The sequence below is a fragment of the Roseomonas acroporae genome, assembly GCF_023223525.1.
Taxonomy (GTDB): domain Bacteria; phylum Pseudomonadota; class Alphaproteobacteria; order Acetobacterales; family Acetobacteraceae; genus Roseomonas_E; species Roseomonas_E acroporae.
On record NZ_JALPRX010000128.1, the window covers coordinates 1 to 18,783 of the forward strand.

14 protein-coding genes and 1 tRNA gene are annotated in these 18,783 nt (G+C 75.2%); 7 read left to right on the forward strand and 8 right to left on the reverse strand.

Features of this window, described 5'->3' with window-relative positions:
• Positions 1 to 124: 124 nt before the first annotated feature.
• A complete protein-coding gene (clpB, locus tag M0638_RS24400) occupies positions 125 to 2,716 on the reverse strand; it encodes an ATP-dependent chaperone ClpB (protein ID WP_248669570.1) in 2,592 nt (863 codons plus the stop codon).
• A 146-nt stretch (positions 2,717 to 2,862) separates the two neighbouring features.
• On the opposite strand from clpB, the gene M0638_RS24405 reads away from it, so the two are divergent.
• Positions 2,863 to 3,627: an MOSC domain-containing protein gene (locus tag M0638_RS24405; protein WP_248669571.1), complete on the forward strand. Its 765-nt coding sequence runs from the start codon at positions 2,863 to 2,865 to the stop codon at positions 3,625 to 3,627.
• Between the two features lie 41 nt (positions 3,628 to 3,668).
• Here M0638_RS24405 and M0638_RS24410 read toward each other — a convergent pair whose 3' ends face one another.
• From M0638_RS24410 to M0638_RS24425, 4 genes are all read right to left on the reverse strand, one after another.
• Positions 3,669 to 4,040 carry a hypothetical protein gene (locus tag M0638_RS24410; protein WP_248669572.1) on the reverse strand — a complete coding sequence of 124 codons (372 nt, stop codon included), beginning with the start codon at positions 4,038 to 4,040 and terminating at the stop codon, positions 3,669 to 3,671.
• A gap of 228 nt (positions 4,041 to 4,268) precedes the next feature.
• On the reverse strand, positions 4,269 to 4,670 hold the full coding sequence (gene crcB, locus M0638_RS24415; RefSeq protein ID WP_248669573.1) for a fluoride efflux transporter CrcB: 402 nt from the start codon (positions 4,668 to 4,670) through the stop codon (positions 4,269 to 4,271).
• 4 nt (positions 4,671 to 4,674) lie between these two features.
• A complete protein-coding gene (locus M0638_RS24420) occupies positions 4,675 to 6,960 on the reverse strand; it encodes an NADP-dependent malic enzyme (RefSeq protein WP_248669574.1) in 2,286 nt (761 codons plus the stop codon).
• A 169-nt stretch (positions 6,961 to 7,129) separates the two neighbouring features.
• Positions 7,130 to 7,215 (reverse strand) — tRNA-Leu (locus tag M0638_RS24425).
• Between the two features lie 87 nt (positions 7,216 to 7,302).
• Between M0638_RS24425 and lipB the strand changes: the two genes are divergently transcribed.
• Positions 7,303 to 7,980, forward strand: a complete 678-nt coding sequence (gene lipB / locus M0638_RS24430; RefSeq protein ID WP_248669575.1) for a lipoyl(octanoyl) transferase LipB — start codon at positions 7,303 to 7,305, stop codon at positions 7,978 to 7,980.
• A 49-nt stretch (positions 7,981 to 8,029) separates the two neighbouring features.
• On the opposite strand, the gene M0638_RS24435 is transcribed toward lipB, so the two are convergent.
• The 3 genes from M0638_RS24435 to M0638_RS24445 all read right to left on the reverse strand — a co-directional run bounded on the left by M0638_RS24435 (position 8,030) and on the right by M0638_RS24445 (position 12,265).
• Complete coding sequence (locus tag M0638_RS24435) at positions 8,030 to 9,457, reverse strand: hypothetical protein (RefSeq protein ID WP_248669576.1); 1,428 nt, start codon at positions 9,455 to 9,457, stop codon at positions 8,030 to 8,032.
• Between the two features lie 631 nt (positions 9,458 to 10,088).
• Positions 10,089 to 11,492 carry a DEAD/DEAH box helicase gene (locus tag M0638_RS24440; protein ID WP_248669577.1) on the reverse strand — a complete coding sequence of 468 codons (1,404 nt, stop codon included), beginning with the start codon at positions 11,490 to 11,492 and terminating at the stop codon, positions 10,089 to 10,091.
• Between the two features lie 497 nt (positions 11,493 to 11,989).
• The gene (locus tag M0638_RS24445) at positions 11,990 to 12,265 is read right to left on the reverse strand and encodes an acylphosphatase (protein WP_248669578.1); all 276 of its coding nucleotides are present in this window, start codon (positions 12,263 to 12,265) and stop codon (positions 11,990 to 11,992) included.
• Between the two features lie 425 nt (positions 12,266 to 12,690).
• Here M0638_RS24445 and M0638_RS24450 point away from each other — a divergent pair, with 425 nt between their 5' ends.
• From M0638_RS24450 to M0638_RS24475, 5 genes are all read left to right on the forward strand, one after another.
• Positions 12,691 to 13,062, forward strand: coding sequence for a hypothetical protein (locus M0638_RS24450; protein WP_248669579.1), 372 nt, complete (start codon positions 12,691 to 12,693; stop codon positions 13,060 to 13,062).
• Between the two features lie 212 nt (positions 13,063 to 13,274).
• A complete protein-coding gene (locus M0638_RS28965; RefSeq protein ID WP_282572271.1) occupies positions 13,275 to 15,956 on the forward strand; it encodes an AsmA family protein in 2,682 nt (893 codons plus the stop codon).
• Between the two features lie 286 nt (positions 15,957 to 16,242).
• On the forward strand, positions 16,243 to 16,656 hold the full coding sequence (locus tag M0638_RS24465) for a substrate-binding domain-containing protein (RefSeq protein ID WP_248669580.1): 414 nt from the start codon (positions 16,243 to 16,245) through the stop codon (positions 16,654 to 16,656).
• A 128-nt stretch (positions 16,657 to 16,784) separates the two neighbouring features.
• Positions 16,785 to 17,789, forward strand: a complete 1,005-nt coding sequence (locus tag M0638_RS24470) for a Bug family tripartite tricarboxylate transporter substrate binding protein (protein WP_248669581.1) — start codon at positions 16,785 to 16,787, stop codon at positions 17,787 to 17,789.
• Between the two features lie 163 nt (positions 17,790 to 17,952).
• A complete protein-coding gene (locus M0638_RS24475) occupies positions 17,953 to 18,651 on the forward strand; it encodes an ATP12 family chaperone protein (RefSeq protein WP_248669582.1) in 699 nt (232 codons plus the stop codon).
• Positions 18,652 to 18,783: the final 132 nt, after the last annotated feature.

Genomic DNA, 18,783 nt, shown 5'->3' on the forward strand with positions numbered 1-18,783 from the left:
AACGGGCTTCTAAGCCCCAACACCAAAAGCGTCAATGGGGTGACAGCATGCCTCGCATGCGAAATCAGCCTTTGGCCATGCCGTGCGCGGGGCCGGGACGTCGGATGACGCCCCGGCCCTCGCCTCACGCCGCCTCGGCCAACGCCTCGGTGCGCAGCTCCAGCCCGTCCGGGCCGGCGGTGACGCTCACCACGTCGCCATCCTTCACCGCGCCCTCCAGCAGCAGCCCGGCGAGACGGTCCTGCAGGCTGCGCTGGATCACCCGGCGCAGCGGGCGGGCACCGTAGGCCGGGTCGTAACCGGCCTCGGCCAGCCATTCCCGCGCCTTCTCGTCCAGCTCCAGCCGGATCTTGCGGTCCGCCAGCAGCTTGCGCAGCCGCTCGAGCTGGATGTCCACGATCGAGCCCATGTCCTGCCGCCCGAGCCGACGGAACAGCACGACCTCGTCCAGGCGGTTGAGGAACTCCGGCCGGAACCGCTCGCGCACCGCCCGCATCACCGCCGGCCGGGCCGCGTCGATCTCGGCGCTCTCCGGCAGCTCCGCTATCGCCTGGCTGCCGAGGTTGCTCGTCAGCACGATGATCGTGTTGCGGAAGTCGACCGTCCGCCCCTGCCCGTCCGTCAGCCGCCCGTCGTCGAGCACCTGCAGGAGGATGTTGAAGACGTCGTCATGCGCCTTCTCCACCTCGTCGAACAGCACGACCTGGTAGGGCCGGCGCCGCACCGACTCGGTCAGCGTGCCGCCCTCCTCGTACCCGACATAGCCGGGAGGCGCGCCGATCAGCCGCGCCACGGCGTGCTTCTCCATGAACTCGGACATGTCGATCCGGGTCATGGCGCGGTCGTCGTCGAACAGGAAGCTCGCCAGCGCCTTCACCAGCTCGGTCTTGCCGACGCCGGTCGGGCCGAGGAACAGAAAGGAGCCGATCGGCCGGTTCGGGTCCTGCAGACCAGCACGGGCACGCCGCACCGCCTTCGAGACCGCCTCCAGCGCCTCCTCCTGGCCGACCACCCGCTTGCGGAGCTGATCCTCCATGCGCAGCAGCTTGGCCCGCTCGCCCTCCAGCATCTTCTCGACCGGCACGCCGGTCCAGCGGCTGACCACGGCGGCGATCCCCTCCTCGGTCACCGTCTCGTTCACGAGTCGGCCGCCGCCGCCGGTCCCCGCCGCCGCGATCTTCCGCTCGAGCTCCGGGATCACGCCGTAGCGCAGCTCGGAAGCGCGGCCGAGGTCGCCGCGCCGCTGCGCCAGCTCCTCCTCGGTCCTCGCCTTGTCCAGCTCCTCCTTGAACTTCTGGCTCTCGACCACCGTGGCCTTCTCGGCCTCCCAGGCGGCCGTCATCTCGCGCGAGCGCTCCTCGAGGTCGGCGATCTCCTTCTCCAGCCGCTCCAGCCGGTCGCGGGAGGCCGCGTCGTCCTCGCGCTTCAGCGCCTCACGCTCGATCTTGAGCTGCATGAGGCGGCGGTCCACCTCGTCCAGCGCCTCGGGCTTGCTGTCCACCTGCATGCGCAGCCGGCTCGCCGCCTCGTCCACCAGGTCGATCGCCTTGTCGGGCAGGAAGCGGTCGGTGATGTAGCGGTTGGAGAGGGTCGCGGCCGCCACCAGCGCGGAATCGGCGATCCGCACGCCGTGGTGCAGCTCGTACTTCTCGCGGATGCCGCGCAGGATCGAGATCGTGTCCTCGACGCTCGGCTCGCCGACGAAGACCGGCTGGAAGCGCCGCGCCAGCGCCGCGTCCTTCTCGACGTGCTTGCGGTACTCGTCGAGCGTGGTGGCGCCGATGCAGTGCAGCTCGCCGCGGGCCAGGGCGGGCTTGAGCAGGTTGGCCGCGTCCATCGCGCCGTCCGCCTTGCCCGCGCCCATCAGCGTGTGCATCTCGTCGATGAACAGGATGATCTCGCCCTGGGCCTGCTCCACCTCGGAGAGCACGCCCTTCAGCCGCTCCTCGAACTCGCCGCGGAACTTCGCCCCCGCCACCATGGCGCCGAGGTCGAGCGCGAGCACGCGCTTGTTCTTCAGCGCCTCCGGCACGTCGCCCTTGACGATGCGCAGCGCGAGGCCCTCGACGATCGCGGTCTTGCCGACGCCGGGCTCGCCGATCAGCACCGGGTTGTTCTTGGTGCGGCGCGCCAGCACCTGGATGGCGCGGCGGATCTCCTCGTCGCGGCCGATCACCGGGTCGAGCTTGCCCTCGCGGGCCGCCTCGGTGATGTCGCGCGCGTACTTCTTCAGCGCGTCGAAGCTCTGCTCGGCGTTCTGGCTGTCCACGCGGCGCCCCTTGCGGAAGTCGGCCACCGCCTTCTCCAGCGCCTGGGCGTTGGCGCCGGCGCCCTTCAGCGCGCGCGCCGCCGGCGTGTCGGAGGCGGCGAGCGCCACCAGCAGCCGGTCCTGCGCCACGTATTCGTCGCCGGCCTTCTGGGAGGCCTGCTGCGCCGCGTCGAGCACGCGCACGATGTCGGGGGTGAACTGCGGCTGGCCGGCGCCGCTGCCCTGCACCTTGGGGATGCGGGCGAGCTCGGCCTCGACGGCCTGCTTCGCCGCGGCCGGATCGCCGCCGGCGGCCCGGATCAGCCCCGCCGCGGCGCCCTGCTCGTCGTCGAGCAGCGCCTTCAGCAGGTGCTCGGGGGTGATCCGCTGGTGGTAGTCGCGGATCGCGATGGTCTGCGCGGCCTGCAGGAAGCCGCGCGCGCGTTCGGTGAACTTCTCGATATCCATGGAATGATGTCCCTCCTCGTGAGGCGACCGGGGCCGGCGGGCCCCTTATGAGGCGACCCGACGGCTCCGCGTTGCATGACGATATGGTAAACTGCCATGGTCACCTCAAGGGACCGGCGCAACGAAAGCCGGCAGGAGCGCCCGCCATGCGCATCGAGCACCTCTATCGCTATCCGGTGAAGGGGCTGACCGCCGAGGCGCTGGAGGAAGTGCATCTCGACCCCGGCGAGTGCCTGCCACACGACCGCCGCTTCGCCCTGGTGCAGGGCGACGCTCCCTTCGACCCGGCGGCGCCGACCTGGCTGCACAAGAGCAATTTCGCCTGCCTGATGGCGAATGCGCGCCTCGCCCTGCTGCACGCCGCCTTCGACCCGCGCGCCGAGGTGCTGGCGATCCGCCCGCCCGAGGGCCCTGCCCTGCTGGCCGAGACGCGCACCGAGCCGGGCCGGGCCCGCATCGCCGCCTTCCTGACCGGATGGCTCGGCCCGGAGGCGCGCGGGGAGCCCCGCTTCCTGGAGGTGCCGGGGCACTCCTTCTGCGACCAGAAGGGCAAGGTGGTCAGCCTGCTCAACCTCGCCAGCCTGCATGCGCTGGAGCAGGCGGCCGGGCGTCGGCTGGACCCGCTGCGTTTCCGCGCCAACGTCTACTTCAGCGGCGCCCCGGCCTGGGCGGAGCATGGCTGGGTGGGCCAGGAGGTCCAGCTCGGCCGCACACGGCTGCGGGTGACGAAGCGCACCGTGCGCTGCCCGGCCACCGAGGTGAACCCGGAGACCGGCGAGCGCGACGCCGATCCGGTGGCCTGGCTGAAGCGGCATTTCGGGCACGCGGATCTCGGCGTGCACGCCGTGGTGCTGGAGGGCGGCACGATCGCGGCGGGCGACGCGCTGGAGCCGCTCGGCGAAGGGGAGTAGGCGCCGGGAGGCGGCCCGCTCCCCCGCCCGGGATGGCCCGGCTACTCCTCGTGCCAGCCATCCCGGTACATGCAGTCGCGGAAGATGGCCTCGCGCGCCGGCTTGTTGGTGTCGCGCGTGGAGTAGGTGGGCGGGCGGTACTCGCCGCCCGTGGTGGTGCAGCGCTCCACCCCGTTGCCGTCGGTCCGGCAGCGGCGTTCGCGTGGCGTGGTGTAGCCGCCGCCGCTCTGGTAGCTGACCATGTTGGGCGGGATGTTCGCGTAGCCCACCGCCTCGCAGCGGGCGATCGCCGCGTCCCGCATCGCCGGGGTGGCGCCGGGCCGGACCCAACTGGTGCAGCCGGGCAGCGCCGGCAGGATCATGGCGAGAAGGACCGCCCGGGAACGGACCCGGATGCGAGGCTGCGGGATCATCCTGGCTCCTGAGCCGTGTGCCACCGACGGGCAGCGCTGCGGCCGGCCGCACGGCCGCCGACGATTCGACACCGACTCGATACTTATACGCTAATCCATCGAGAGTTCATCAACCGAAGGTCGGTGTAGCGCCATCGAGACCGGACTTGCGATCGCTTCCGCATCAGGGCCGGCTGCCGCCGGGCCGAGTCGGGCAGACGGCACGCCCGGCTCGGCAGGCCCGTCGGATCAGGCGCCGGAGCCGGGATGCCCGGCGAGGCTGCCGAGCCACCACCCCAGGAAGGCCCCGAGCAGGCAGAGCGCGACGGAGAGCACGACGTAGAGCATCGCCGGCGCCGGCTCCCCCGCCTGCAGCAGCGCCAGGGTTTGGAGGCTGAAGGAGGAGAAGGTGGTGAAGCCGCCGCAGATGCCGACCATGACGAAGATGCGCGGCACCGCGCCGGCCGGTATCGCCCCGCCCGGCCCGGTCAGCGCCCCGAACAGCGTGATCACGAAGCTGCCCAGGATGTTGATCAGCAGCGTGCCCCAGGGAAAGGTCTCCCCCCAGAGCCGCGCCGCCAGCAGGCCGAGCCCGTAGCGCCCGACGCTGCCGACCGCGCCGCCGAGCGCCACGGCCAGCCACATCGCCATAACGCTAGGCGCCCGAGAGGATCTCGTTCGCCTCGGCCACGGCCGCCGCCGTGACGTTGACGATGCCGCGCGCCGTGACGCTCGGCACCAGCACGTGGATCGGCTTGCGCATGCCGAGCAGCAGCGGCCCCACCTGCAGCCCGTCCGAGGAGGCCTTGAGCAGGTTGAAGGAGATGTTGGCCGAATCGAGGTTCGGCATGATGAGCAGGTTGGCCGTGCCGGTGAGCGGCGAGACGCCCACGGCGCGCTCGCGCAGCGCCGCGATCAGCGCCTGGTCGGCGTGCATCTCGCCGTCCACCTCGAGCTCCGGCGCGCGGGCGCGGATCAGCCGCAGCGCCTCGCGCATCTTGCGCGCGGAAGGGGCGTGGGAGGCGCCGAAGGCCGAGTGCGACAGCAGCGCCGCCTTCGGCACCAGCCCGAAGCCGCGCACCGCCTCGGCCGCCAGCACCGTCATCTCCGCGATCTGCTCGGCGGTCGGGTCGACGTTGAGGTGGGTGTCGGCGAAGAACAGCGTGCCTTCCTGCAGGATCAGCGCCGAGAGGGCGTAGGCGCGGCTCACCCCCGGGTCCTTGCCGATCACGTCGTAGGCGTAGTTCCAGGTGCGCATCCAGTCGGCGGTGCCGCCGCAGATGCAGGCATCGGCCTCGCCCACCTCCAGCAGCGTGGCGCCGACCACGGCGGGGCGGGTGTGGAAGCGGCGCACCGCCGCCTCCGGCGTCACGCCCCGGCGCACGACGCGGCGCTGGTACTCGCCGATCAGCGACTGCCGGCGCTCCGCCGACAGCTCGTCGACGTCGAAGATGCGGACCGACTCGGAGAAGTCCATCCGCAGGCCCATCGCCTGGGCCCTCCCCTCGATGGTGGCGCGGCGGCCGATCAGGACCGGCTCGGCGATCCCCTCGTCGAGCACGGTCTGCACGGCGCGCAGCACCCGCTCGTCCTCGCCATTGGCGTAGACGACGCGGCGTGGGTTGCGCCGCCCCGCCTCGAAGAGCGGCCGCATCAGGTAGCCCGAGCGGAACACCTGCCGCTCCAGCTCCCGGCGGTAGGCGGCGAAATCCTTGATCGGGTGGCGCGCGGCGCCGGAATCCATCGCCGCCTTGGCCACCGCCGGCGCGATCTCCAGGATCAGGCGCGGGTCGAACGGCTTGGGGATGATGTAGTCGGGCCCGAAGACCGGCGCCTGGCCGCCATAGGCGGTGGCCACCACCTCGCTCGCCTCGACGCGGGCGAGGCCGGCGATGGCCTCCACCGTCGCGACCTTCATCGCCTCGTTGATGGTGGTCGCGCGCACGTCGAGCGCGCCGCGGAAGATGAAGGGGAAGCAGAGGACGTTGTTGACCTGGTTCGGGTAGTCCGAGCGGCCGGTGGCGACGATCGCGTCCGGCCGCGCCGCGCGCACCGCCTCGGGCAGGATCTCGGGCTCGGGGTTGGCGAGCGCCAGCACCAGCGGCCTGGGCGCCAGCTTGCCCAGCCATTCGGGCTTGAGCACGCGCGGCGCCGAGAGGCCGAGGAAGACGTCGGCGCCCTCCAGCACCTCCTCCAGCGTGCGCGCGTTGGTCGGCTGGGCGTAGCGGGCCTTGTAGGGGTCCATCATCTCGGTGCGGCCCTCGTAGACCACGCCCTTGATGTCGCAGACCGTGACGTTCTCGCGCTTCAGCCCCATGGCGACGAGCAGGTCGAGGCAGGCGAGCGCGGCGGCGCCGCCGCCGGTGTTGACCACCTTGACCTCGGAGAGCTCCTTGCCCTGCAGCAGCAGCCCGTTGCGCACCGCGGCCGCCACGATGATCGCCGTGCCGTGCTGGTCGTCGTGGAAGACCGGGATGCGCATGCGCTCGCGCAGCCGCCGTTCCACCTCGAAGCATTCGGGGGCCTTGATGTCCTCAAGGTTGATCGCCCCGAAGGAAGGCTCCAGCACCGCGATCGCGTCGACCAGCTTATCGACGTCCCGTTCCTCGATCTCCAGGTCGATCGAGTCGATGCCGGCGAATTTCTTGAAGAGGACCGCCTTGCCCTCCATGACCGGCTTGCCGGCCAGCGCGCCGATGGCGCCGAGCCCGAGCACCGCCGTGCCGTTGGAGATCACCGCGACGACGTTGCCGCGGCTGGTCAGCTCGTAGGACTGGTCGGGATCGGCGACGATGGCCTCGCAGGCGGCGGCGACGCCGGGGGAATAGGCCAGCGCCAGGTCGCGCTGCGTCGCCATGCGCTTGGTCGGCTCGACCGCCACCTTCCCCGGCCGGGGAAACCGATGGTAGTCGAGCGCCGCCTTGCGGAAATCCTCGTCCATCCGCACCTCTCCCTGTCCGCGCAACGGCGGCTCGCAATCCCTGCCTCGATCAGCGGGCGCCGGGCCGGCCGGAACGGGCCGCTGCCGCGCCGGCACCCGTCGGGGCAGGAACGCGGGTGGGCGACATTGCGCGGGAAACGGGATGAGAGCAATTGCGTGCCGATGGCACTGGTGCGGTCGAGAAGATTCGAACTTCCACGGGGTTTCCCCCACCAGCACCTCAAGCTGGCGCGTCTACCATTCCGCCACGACCGCAGCCGCCCGGGCGTCCAGCGCCCGGCGAGGGGGGCGCTATAGCCGATGAATCCGTCCGCATCAACGCAGCTTCTCACCGAAATCGACATGCCGGCCCCGCCGCGGCCTGACGCCCCCGAATGGACGGTGTTCGAGGGGCGCCTTCCCTACCCCGAGGCGCTGGCGGCGATGGAGGCGCGCGCCGCTGCGATACGCGCCGGCACGGCGGCCGAGGCGGTCTGGCTGGTGGAGCACCCACCGACCTACACCGCCGGCACCTCGGCCACGCCCGACGGGCTGGTGGATGCACGCTTCCCGGTGTTCCGGGCCGGGCGCGGCGGGCAGTGGACCTATCACGGGCCGGGGCAGCGCACGGCCTACGTGATGCTCGACCTGACCCGGGAGCGGCGGCGCCTGCCGCCGCGCGACGTGCGCTGCTACGTCCATGCGCTGGAGGAATGGGTGATCCGCGCGCTCGACCGGTTCGGCATACGCGGGGAGCGGCGCGACGGCCGCATCGGCATCTGGGTGGCCGACCGCGCCACGGGCACCGAGAGCAAGGTGGCCGCGATCGGCGTGCGGGTGACGCGCTGGGTGACGTGGCACGGGATCGCGCTCAACGTCGATCCCGATCTCGGGCATTTCGGCGGCATCGTGCCCTGCGGCATCAGCGAGCACGGGGTGACCAGCCTGCATCGCCTCGGCGTGCCGGCGACCATGGAGGAAGCCGATTCGGCGCTCCGCGCCGCCTGGGACGAGGTGTTCGACGAGGGCGGAGCGCCATAGCGCCGCCGGGGGGCGCGGCGCCTGCCCCGCCGGGGCGGCGCCCGCCGAATCAGCGGCGGTGACAGCCGGCGCGCAGGAGCCGCTCCTCCTGATCGGTCAGGCTCTCGCCGATCCGCGCCCGGAACATGGCCAGCAGGCAGCTCCGCCCGGCGGACGGGGCCACCGGCGAGAGCGCCTCGGCCGCCGGACCGGGCGTCGGCGCGCCATTCGCCGCCGGACCATTCGTCACCGGACCGTTCGCTATCGGGCCGTTCGCGGCCACGTCGGCTTCGCGGGGCCGGCGGCGCCCGCCACGTTGCGGCGCGGGCGGCGGCGTCACCGCCACCTCGGTCTGCCAGGTCGCCTCGGGCGCGGGCGCGACGGACGGGCGGACATCCCATTCCGCCTCGGCCGTCTCGGGCAGAGCCAGCGGACGCGGCCCCGGGGCCGGGCGGACGGGGCGGCGCTCGGCACGGCGCGGCGGGCTGACCGGCGGCGCCGGCTCCGATTCGGGCCGCGCTTCCGCCTGTGGCTCGGCCACCGGCGGCCGGCGGCTCCCGGCCGGCCGTGCCGGGGCGGCCGATCTCGGCGCGGCGGCGGGCGGCGGCTCGGGCAGCACCGCCCCGGGCGGGATCGCTGCCGGGACGATCCGTGGCGGGGATGGAGGCGGCGTCGGCGGCAGCGGCAGCGCATCGGCCTGCCGTTCTGCCATGGCGGGCGGGGCCGGCGCCGCGGCGGCGGGCCGCGCGGCCACGACGGCCTGACGGTGCGGCGGTGCGGGAGCCGGCGCCGGCATGGGCGTGGCGCCGGCGGCCCGATCCGGGGCAGCCGGCGCCTCCGTGACCGCCCCGGGGGCCAGCCCAGGAGCGATCACAGGGGCGGTCACAGGGGCCGGCGCGGGAGCCGGCATGACGGCGTCGGCCACGGGGGCGGGCGTCCTGCCCCGGGCGGCGGCTTCGCCGTCGGCGGGCCGCGACGAATCCAGCGCCAGGATGGCGCGCAGCACGGCGTCGCGCTCGGCGCTGACGGCATCGAGCTCGCGTTGCAGCCGCGCCTGCACCGCCGACGCGCCATCCGGCGAGGCGTCGGCCGCGCCATCGGGCGGCGGCATCGCGATGAGCGCGTCGAGCGCGGCGTTGCGCCGCGTGCCGAGCTCGTGCAGGCGCGCGACCAGCGCCTCCCGGGCGGCGGTGATCGGGTCGGGCGGCGACGCCGGCCGGGGCGTGGCGGCGGCACCGCCCTGCCCTGCCCGGTCGGCCCGGTCATCGGCGGTCCGGTCATCGGCGGCCGGGGAATGGGCGGCCGGGGAATGGGCAGCCGGCGTCGCCGCCCGGGCAGCCGGCGCGGCGAGGCCGGACGGAGGCGGCATGCGCGGCGGCGGGGCTTCCCGCGATTCGGCGCGGGGCAGGTGGAATTCGGGTCGGTACGGATCGGGGCCGCCGTCGGACGAGACGTAGAGGAACACGGCCACCGCCAGCAGCGACACGGTGGCGAGCATGCCGCCCAGCAGGATCCTAGGCACCGCTCTCAGGCCGGCCCGGCTTCAGTCGTGCTGGCGCTCCGGTCCATGGCAATGTTCCCCTTCTGCGGTGAGCTTCCGCCGCCGGCCCGCATCGGCGCCGTGCGCCGCCGGGCCGCCCACTGGTCCACCCATCGGGCCACCCCGGACGACCGGCGCGGCAGCGGGCCGATGCCGCCACGTACCGGCCTCGTCCCGGGCTGCCGCCGGAAGCCCGCGAGGCGGGTTTCCGGGACGGGGCGGAACGCCCTCGTATTCCCGGTCCGGCAGGACCGGGCGGACAGTCCCGCCATCCCTACCGGACAGCCGGGCGGAAGTCGAAGGCGTATCGCCCCGGAAAGCCCGTTCCCGGCCGGCGGCGGAAGCGGCCGGCGAGACGGGGCGGAGCGGCGGCCCGCGCGGACCAGGACGATCCGGGCAGCGGGGGCCGGCGTCGCGGGATCCCGCGCGCCTGCCGCGGCACGCCATCCCGGCCGGAGCGGCGCCTCGCGGCGGCCCGTCTTGCCCGAGGCGGCTTCGCACCTGCCGGCACGTCGCCCCGCGGCGATCCGGGCCGGGCGCTGGCCCGCCGGCGGCGGGCCGTCACGTGTCTCGGCGCGGGATGCCGGGTTCAGCGCCCGGAGCGGCCGCGCTGCGGCGCCGGGGCGCTGTCGCGGAAGTCGCCGTCGCGCCAGGCGCGGTCCTTGCGGCCGGCGCCCGCCGCCGGGGCGGGGACACGCGCGCCGCCCGGCTGGCCGGCCCGCCCGGCATGGGCGTGCCCGCCCGGACGGCCGCCGGCGCGGTGCCCGGCGCCGTGCGCGCCCGGATTGCCGCCGCGCCGCTGGCCGCGATTCGGCTGGCCGCGCCCGGCCGCGGCCGGGGCAGGCGCCGTGATCGGCGTGGAACGGTCGAGCCGCTGGTCCTCGGCCGGGATCTGCTGGCGGATCAGCTTCTCCACGGCGCGCAGCTTGTCGCGCTCGTCCGCCGCGCAGAAGGCGATCGCCTCGCCCGAGGCGCCGGCGCGCGCGGTGCGGCCGATTCGGTGGACGTAGCTCTCGGGCGTGTCGGGCAGGTCGAACTGCACGACGTGCGTCACGCCGTCCACGTCGATGCCGCGCGCGGCGATGTCGGTGGCGACCAGCACGGGCGCGCGGCCGTTGCGGAAGTCGAGCAGGGCGCGCTCGCGCTGGCCCTGGCTCTTGTTGCCGTGGATGGCGTTGGCGGCGAGGCCGTCCTGCTCGAGCTGCTTCACCACGCGGTCGGCGCCGTGCTTGGTGCGGGCGAAGACCAGGGTGCGGCCGACGCCCTCGCTGCGCAGGATCTCGGCCAGCAGGTTGCGCTTGCGCGAGGCTTCGACGTGGATCACGCGCTGCGCCACGCGCTCGGCGGTGGTGGCGACGGGCGTCACCGCCACCTTGGCCGGGTCGCTCAGCATGTCGGCCGCGAGGCGCTCGATCTCGGTCGGCATGGTGGCCGAGAAGAACAGGGTCTGGCGGTTCCTCGGCACCGCCGGGATCACCTTGCGGATGGCCGGCAGGAAGCCCTTGTCGAGCATCTGGTCGGCCTCGTCGAGCACCAGCACCTCGACGCGGTCGAGCCGGATGGTGCCGGCCGACATGTGGTCGAGCAGGCGGCCCGGAGTCGCCACCACGATGTCGACGCCCTGCTGCAGGGCGCGCATCTGCGGCCGGTGCGGCACGCCGCCGAACACGGTGGTGACGGAGAAGCCGAGATGCTTGCCGTAGGCGCGCACGTTGTCGGCGATCTGGCCGGCGAGCTCGCGCGTCGGGCTCAGCACCAGCACGCGGCAGCCGCCGCGCGGCGGGCGCTGCGGGTTCTGCGCCAGGCGGTGCAGCACGGGTAGCGAGAAGGCAGCGGTCTTGCCGGTGCCGGTCTGGGCGATGCCCAGCATGTCGCGGCCCGACAGCACGATGGGGATGGCCTGCGCCTGGATCGGGGTGGGCGTGACGTAGCCGGCCTCGTCGAGGGCGCGAAGGATGGGCGCCGCGAGGCCGAGTTCGGAGAAAGTGGTCAAGTGGATTGCTTCCCAGGAAAAACCGGGCGCGCGCACGGGTATCGCCGTCGCACCGCGCCGTTGCGGGGTGGACGCCCCGCGTGTCTGGGTCGTTCCGGAGGATCTCTGCTGCGCGCCCAGCATTTCGGTCCGTTCCGCCGCCTTCGGGGCGGCAGGGGCCGATCCATCGGCCTCGTCGGATGACCGCTCACGCGGCTGGGGCACCGCCGGGCGGCGTGGAGCCGGTCCCGGTGCACCGCATATGCGCTTGCTGCGGCGCGGAATCAAGGCATTGACGCATGCCTCGACCCCCGCGGGCGTGCGGCAGGCATGGCGGCCCGGCATGGCGGGCGGGCGCGGCTGGGCGTTTCCGGCCGGCGGGGTCTGGCCGACAGACCCTGGCCAATGGTCTCTGGCCAGTGGTCTCTGGCCAATGGTCTCTGGCCAATGGTCTCTGGCCAATGGTCTCTGGCCGGCGGGCATGGCCCGGTGCGGCCGGGCCGGCATCGGCCGCGGCGTCAGCCGCTCGGCAGGCGGCGGAAGCCGGGCTCGGTGGGCGGCTCGGCGAAGCTCTCGGCGATGCGGTCCACGCGCGCGCCGGGCGGGCCGGCGCGGCAGGCGGTGAGCAGGGCCTGGACGGCCGCCTCCTCGCCGGCGAGCAGCGCCTCCACCGTGCCGTCCGCCCGGTTGCGCACCCAGCCCTGCACGCCGAGCCGGTTGGCCTCGCGCAGCATCCAGTCGCGGAACCCCACTCCCTGGACGCGACCCTCGATCGAGATTCGGTGGGCCTGCATGGCGGCTCCCTGTTCCGGCGAGGCGGCGCCGGCGGGCCGGCACTGCCGGGCCGGACGGCTCTCCTCGCTCCGGCCCGGAACACCCCGGGAAAGCTTGCCGCAGCAACGGCCCGAGGCGCCAGCCCCTCCCCTCGCGCCACCGGCCGGACAGCCCCCGCCCCCGTCGACGCGCCGTTCCCGGATGCGTCCCCGGCAGGCGCCGCGACAGTTGGCCATGGGCGCACCGCCGGCGCCTCGCGCACGGCCGGACGGCCAGGCAGGCGGCGCGGGGCCCGCTCGGGCGCCCTTTTCCGGGGTGCGTGCGCGGCGCCATGCCCTCGATTTGAACGGTCGCCCCGCCCCGGCGCGGCCGCCCCCGCGCCTACCCCCACCGGCCCGGCAATGATACAGGCGCGAACGGACATCGGACGGGAAGGAAATCCGCCTTGAAACATGCTTCGGCGATCCTGCTGGCCGGCTTCGTCGCCATGGCCGCCCTGCCGGCCTGCGCGCCGCAGACGGTGTACGTGACGGCGCCGCAGCAGGTCTGCGACTCCCGCTTCCAGATCGCCAACGAATCGAGCCGCACCGTGGAGCGCTTCTACTTCAGCTCCTCCGCCGACGGCCAATGGGGCGTGGACCAGCTCGGCACGGCCGTCCTGCCGCCCAGCGCGCGGATGAACTTCCGGGCCGCCAACGCCGGGAACTACGATTTCCGCGTCATCTGGGTCGGCGGTCGGGAGGCGCAGATCAGGGCGGTGAACATCTGCGTCGCCAGTCGCATCGCCGTCACCGACAGCGGCCTCTACGCGCGCTGAGGGCCTGCCCACGGGCGAACGGCCGGGCCGGGGCCGCGCGAATCGATGCCCGGCCCGCCACCCGCCCCCGGCGCCTTCCCCGCCCGCCGCTCGCGCGAATGCGAGGCATGGAAGGCACGGCGCCGGCGGAACGACCCGCGCCGGCGCGGCCGGGGCGTCGTAGAAGGCGGGCCATGCCGATTCCCGCCCTCGACCACGCCTGGACTTCCTGAATGCCGGCCCGCCGAACCTGGCTGCGCTGGGCGCTGCCCGCCCTCGCCCTGCTGGTCCTGCTGCCCGTCCTCGCCGCCGGCGCCGCCATCGCCCTGTTCGATCCGGAGGCGCTCAAGCCGCGCATCGCCGCCGCCGTCGAATCCGCCACCGGCCGGGCGCTGACCCTGGCGGGGCCGATCGGGCTGAAGGCCTCGCTGGTGCCGACCGTGACGCTCGACGGGGTGTCGCTCGCCAACATGGCGGGCGGCTCGCGCCCGGAGATGCTGCGCATCCGCCGCATCGAGGTGGAGATGGCGCTGCTGCCGCTGCTCGCCCGCCAGGTCGAGGTGCGGCGCATCGTGCTGCACGAGCCCGACCTGCTGGTCGAGACCGACGCGCAGGGGCGCGGCAACTGGCAATTCGCCCCGAACCGCCCCGAGGCGGTCCCCACCCAGCCGGCCGAGGCGGCGCGCACCGCCTCGGCGCGGCTCGGCATCTCGGTGGACACGCTGCGAATCGAGGACGGGCACCTGAGCTGGCGCGACGGCGTGACCGGCGCGCGGCACCAGCTCGGCCTGCCGGTGCTGGACGCCACCGCCGCCTCCGCCGACAGCCCGATCGAGCTGCAGGGCCGGCTGGCGACCGAACGCGCGGCCTTCTCGATGCGGGGACAGACCGGCCCGCTCTCCCGCCTGACCGCCCCCGCGCCGGGGGCCGCCGCCGGCGCCGCGCCCTGGCCGGTGAGCCTCGTCGCCGAGGGCGAGGGCGCGCAGGCGGGCCTGCGCCTCTCCGCCGAGGGAGGGCTGGCCGATCCGGCGCGCGGCCGCGGCTGGCGCGTCGCGCTGCGCGCCTCGGCGGCCGAGCTGGCGCAGCTCGCGCCCCTGCTGCCGCCCGGCACCGCGCTGCCGCCGCTGCGCGACGTGGTGCTCTCGGCGCAGGCGGCCGAGGGCCGGGCGCCCGCCGGCCCGGAAGTGGCCCACGGCATCGGCCAGCCGCCGCAGATCTCCGACCTCTCGCTCCAGGCCGGCGCCAGCGACCTCGCCGCCTGGCGCCCCGGGCTGCGCCTCGCGCGGCTCAGCCTGACGGCACCCGACCCGGCGCAGCCGGTGCGGATCGCGGCCGAGGGCGCGCTCGGCTCCCTGCCCCTGGCGCTGGCCGGCGCGCTGGGCACGCCGGCCTCGCTGCTGCCCGGCGTGCGCGCCAACACGCGCAACCCGCCCTACCCGGTGTCGCTCGACCTGCGCGCCGGCGATGCCGTGGCCACGGTACGCGGCGGCATCGCCAACCCGGCGGACGTGACCGGCGTCGATCTCACCCTGACGCTGCGCGCCCCCGACCTCGCCGCCCTGTCGCCGCTCGCCGGCCGGCGGCTGCCGCCGGTGCGCGACCTCGCGGCGGAGGCGCGCCTGGTCGAGCGCGGCGCGCGCTTCGCCAACGGCGCCGAGCTGCGCGGGCTGCGCCTGACCTCCTCGGCCGGCGACGTGGCGGGCGACCTCGGCCTCGCCACGGTGCCGCGCCGGATGGTGGCGGGGCAGCTCGCCTCCCGCCGGCTCGACGGCGACGCGCTGCTGGCCGTCGCGGCCGAGGCGGCTCCTTCGGCCCCGGCAACGGCCCCGGCCAACCCCGCCGTGGTTCCGGCCACGCCCCCGCCGCCCGACCCGCCGCGCCCGGCCGCCAGCCGCCGCGCCATCCCGGACCTGCCGCTGCCGTTCGATCAGCTCGGCGCGCTGGACGCCAACCTGCGCTGGAACGTGGGCGAGCTCGCGGTGCGGGGGGCCGCGTGGCGCGACGTGTCGCTCTGGCTGGTGATCGAGGACGGGAGGGCCAGACTCGACCCTTTCGTCGCAACGCTGCCGGGCGGGCGGATCGCGCTCCGCCTGGCAGCGGACGCGACGACTGAGCCGCCCACCATCCAGCTCGCCGCGCGCTCCGAGGGGCTCGACCTCGGCGTGCTGCTGCCGACCCTCGGCCTGCGACCGCCGCTCGGCGGCCCGCTGGAGATCGACGCCGACCTGCGCGGCCAGGGGCGCAACCTGCGCGCCGTGGCCGGCACGCTGTACGGGCATCTCGGCCTCGCCATGGTGGGCGGCCACCTCGACCGCCGGCTGACGGAGCTGGTGCCGGCGGATTTCCGCCGCTTCCTGATTCCCGGCCCGCTGCAGGGCCAGGACATCCCGCTGCGCTGCCTCGCGCTGCGCGCCAATGCCGAGGGCGGCGTGGCCCGCAGCCAGGCGCTGCTGCTCGACGGCGCGCTCGGCCGGGTGGGCGGCATCGGCGCGGTGAACCTGCGCGACGAGCAGCTCCGGCTGCGGCTGCTGCCGGACATCCGGACGGCCCGCTTCAACCTGCGCGCGCCGGTGGCGATCGGCGGCACGCTGCTGCAACCGCGCTGGGGCGTGGACCCGGCCGGGGCGGCGGCGGGCGGGCTGGAGGCGTTCCTGTCCTTCCAGACCACGCCGGACCGCTCGCTGCAGGCGCTGGCCGGGGCGCTGGGCGCCGCCGCGCAGGCGGGCGAGATGCCCGGCTGCGGGCCGCAGCTCGCGCTGGCCCGTGGCGGCCGGGCCGGGGCGGAGCCGGCCCCTGAGTCGGCCCCGGAGCCGCAGGCCACCCCGGAGCCGGCGCCCGCCATCCCCGGCGTGCCGCGCCAGCTCCAGGGTCCGGCGCAGGACCTGCTGCGCGGCCTGTTCGGCCGGCAGCGGTGATCCGCGGGGATTTCCTGTTCCCGCCCTTGCGGGTCTCGCTCCCGCCGGACCGGCGGCGATAGGCCGACGGAGGGCGGTGGCGGAGGCGAGGCCGACATGCCCTCGGGCGCCGGGCGCCGCCTCCGGCGGCCCAGGGACGGGACCCAGGGGCTGGGGTCGAGGGACGGGGCCCGGGGACTATCCGGCTTCGCCGCATGGGCGACGGGACGCGTTGCCGCAACGCGGCGTGGTCGCGGCGGCCCGGCTTCGTTGTAGGCTGCCCGGAACAACGCCGGGAGAGAACGTCTTGGACCGATCCACGCCGTGCCGACGCGCCCTGCTGTTGGAGGCAGCCGCCCTGCCCCTCGTCACCCGGCGCGCGGCCGCGGCGGAGGTGGTGGTGTTCAGTTCCGGCGGGCTGAACGCCGCCTATCTCGCCCACGTCCCCGAATTCCAGCGCGCGACCGGCCACATGCTGGTCAGCGTCCAGGCCTCCTCCATGGGCGCGGCGCCTGATGCCATCCCGCAGCGCCTCGCGCGCGGCGAGCCGGCCGACGTGCTGCTGCTGGCCGAGGGCGGTCTGGCGCCGCCGGCCACGCTCGGCCTGGTCCGGCCCGACAGCCGCGTCGATATCGCCCGCAGCCTGATCGGCATGGCGGTGCGGGAGGGCGCGCCGGCCTCCGCCCGATTCCGTCCCCCGCCACGCCCTCCCCGACCATGAGCCGGAGCAGCCGCATGCAACGCCGCGATCCGCCACCCCCCGCCCGACCGATCCCTCCCGGGCCGGGACCCGCCGGGCCACGGCTCGCCCCGGGCGCCGGCCAGCCCGTCCCGCCGCCGGCGCAGGCCATGGCGGTCTCCCGCCGGCGCCTCGCCGCGCTCGCCGGGGCCGCGCTGCTGCCCATGCCGGCCCTCCTCTCCTCGGGCCTGCCCACGGCCGCCCGGGCACAGGAGGCGGGCGGCTACCCGAACCGGCCGATCCGCCTCGTCGTCGCCTTCGCGGCGGGCGGCAATTCCGACACGCTGGCGCGGCTGCTGCAGCCGCGCCTGGCGGCGGTGCTCGGGCAGGGCATCGTCATCGACAACCGCGGCGGCGCCGCCGGCACGCTGGCCGCCGCCGCCGTGGCCTCGGCGCCGGCGGACGGCTACACGCTGCTGTTCGACGCCGCCTCCTTCGTGGTCGCCCAGTTCGTCCACAGGAGCACGCCCTTCAGCTACGAACGCGACTTCGCGCCGGTCGGCATGGTGGCGGAGGTGCCCTACATCCTCGCCGTCCCCGCCGGCAGCGCCGCCCGCGACCTGCCGGGCTTCCTCGCGGCGGCGAAGGCGGGCCGGGACGGCATCGCCTACGGCTCGCCCGGCGTCGGCAGCATCGGCCACCTCGCCGGGGCGCTGCTCGCGCACCGCACCGGGGCGAAGCTGGAGCACGTCCCCTATCGCGGCGGCTCGGAGGTGGCGCGCGACCTCGCGGCCGGGACGCTGGAGGCGGGCATCCTCTCCACCAACTCGCTCAGCCCGGTGATCGAGAGCGGCAAGGCGCGGGCGCTGGCGGTGACGAGCGCCCGGCGCGGCGGCATCCCCGGCGTGCCGACCATCGCCGAGTCGGGCGTGCCCGGCTTCGACCTGACGAGCTGGAACGCGATCTTCTGCCGCGCCGGCACCCCCGAGCCGGCGCTGCGCCGGCTGGAGGCGGCGATCGACGCCGCCACCGCGGACCCCGAGGTGAGGGCGCGCTTCGCCGCGATCGGCGCGGAGGCGACGCCCGCCGAGCCGCGCAAACTGGGCGAGCGGGTGGCGCGCGAGCGCGAGATGGTGGCGCAGCTGATCCGCGACACCGGCATCACGCTGGGCTGATCGCCGGACCGCTCCCGGGAGGCGATCCCCGAGGGTGATCCCCTGGGGTGATCCCCTGGAGTGCTTCCCGGGGGCACTCCCCTAGGGTCGATCCGGCCTCGCCCGTGGCGAGGCGGGCGGCGCGCCGGGACACCTGCCGCCGCGCCGCCCTATATTGGCTGGCATGAAGCGTTTCTGGACCGGGGCCGAGGCGGCCCCCTGCGATGGCGGCTTCCGCGTGCTGCTGGATGGCCGGCCGATGCGCCTGCCCGGCGGCGCGCCCCTGCTGGTGGCCGACCGCATGCTCGCCCTCGCCCTCGCCGAGGAGTGGCAGGCGGCGGGTGGCGGGAAGGGTGGCGAGATGTCGTTCGAGGACGTGCCGCTGACGCGTCTGGTCGGCACGGCGCAGGACCGCATCGCGCCCGATCCCGCCCCCACCGTGGCGGCGCTGGCCAGGTACGGCGCGAGCGACCTGCTCTGCTACCGCAGCGACGACCCGGAACTCGCCGCGCGGCAGGCGGCGGCATGGCAGCCGCTGCTGGACTGGGCGTCGCTGCACCACGGCGCGCCGCTGCTGGTGACGACCGGGATCATGCCGGTGGCGCAGCCGCCGGAGAGCCTCGCGGCGCTGCACCGTGCCGTGGCGGCGCTGCCGCCGGTGGCGCTGGCGGCGCTGGGGGTGGCGGTGCCGGCGCTGGGCAGCCTGGTGCTGGGGCTGGCCCTGCAGGCCGGCCGGCTGGACGACGTGGCGGCGCACGCGCTGGCCTCGATGGACGAGACCTACCAGGAGGAACGCTGGGGGGTGGACGAGCCGGCCGCGGCGGCGCGCGCGAAGCGGGGGGAGGACGTGGCGCTGGCGGCACGGCTGCTGCGGCTGGCCTGAGGCGTTGGGCCGCGCTCCAGGGAGGGCTTCGCCCTCCCCGGGTATCCTTCCGCCAAAGGGCGAAGCCCCTTCGGAAACCCCTTCGTGTCGATCGGTGCAGGATGATTGCGGCGGGGGGGGCCGCCCCCGCCG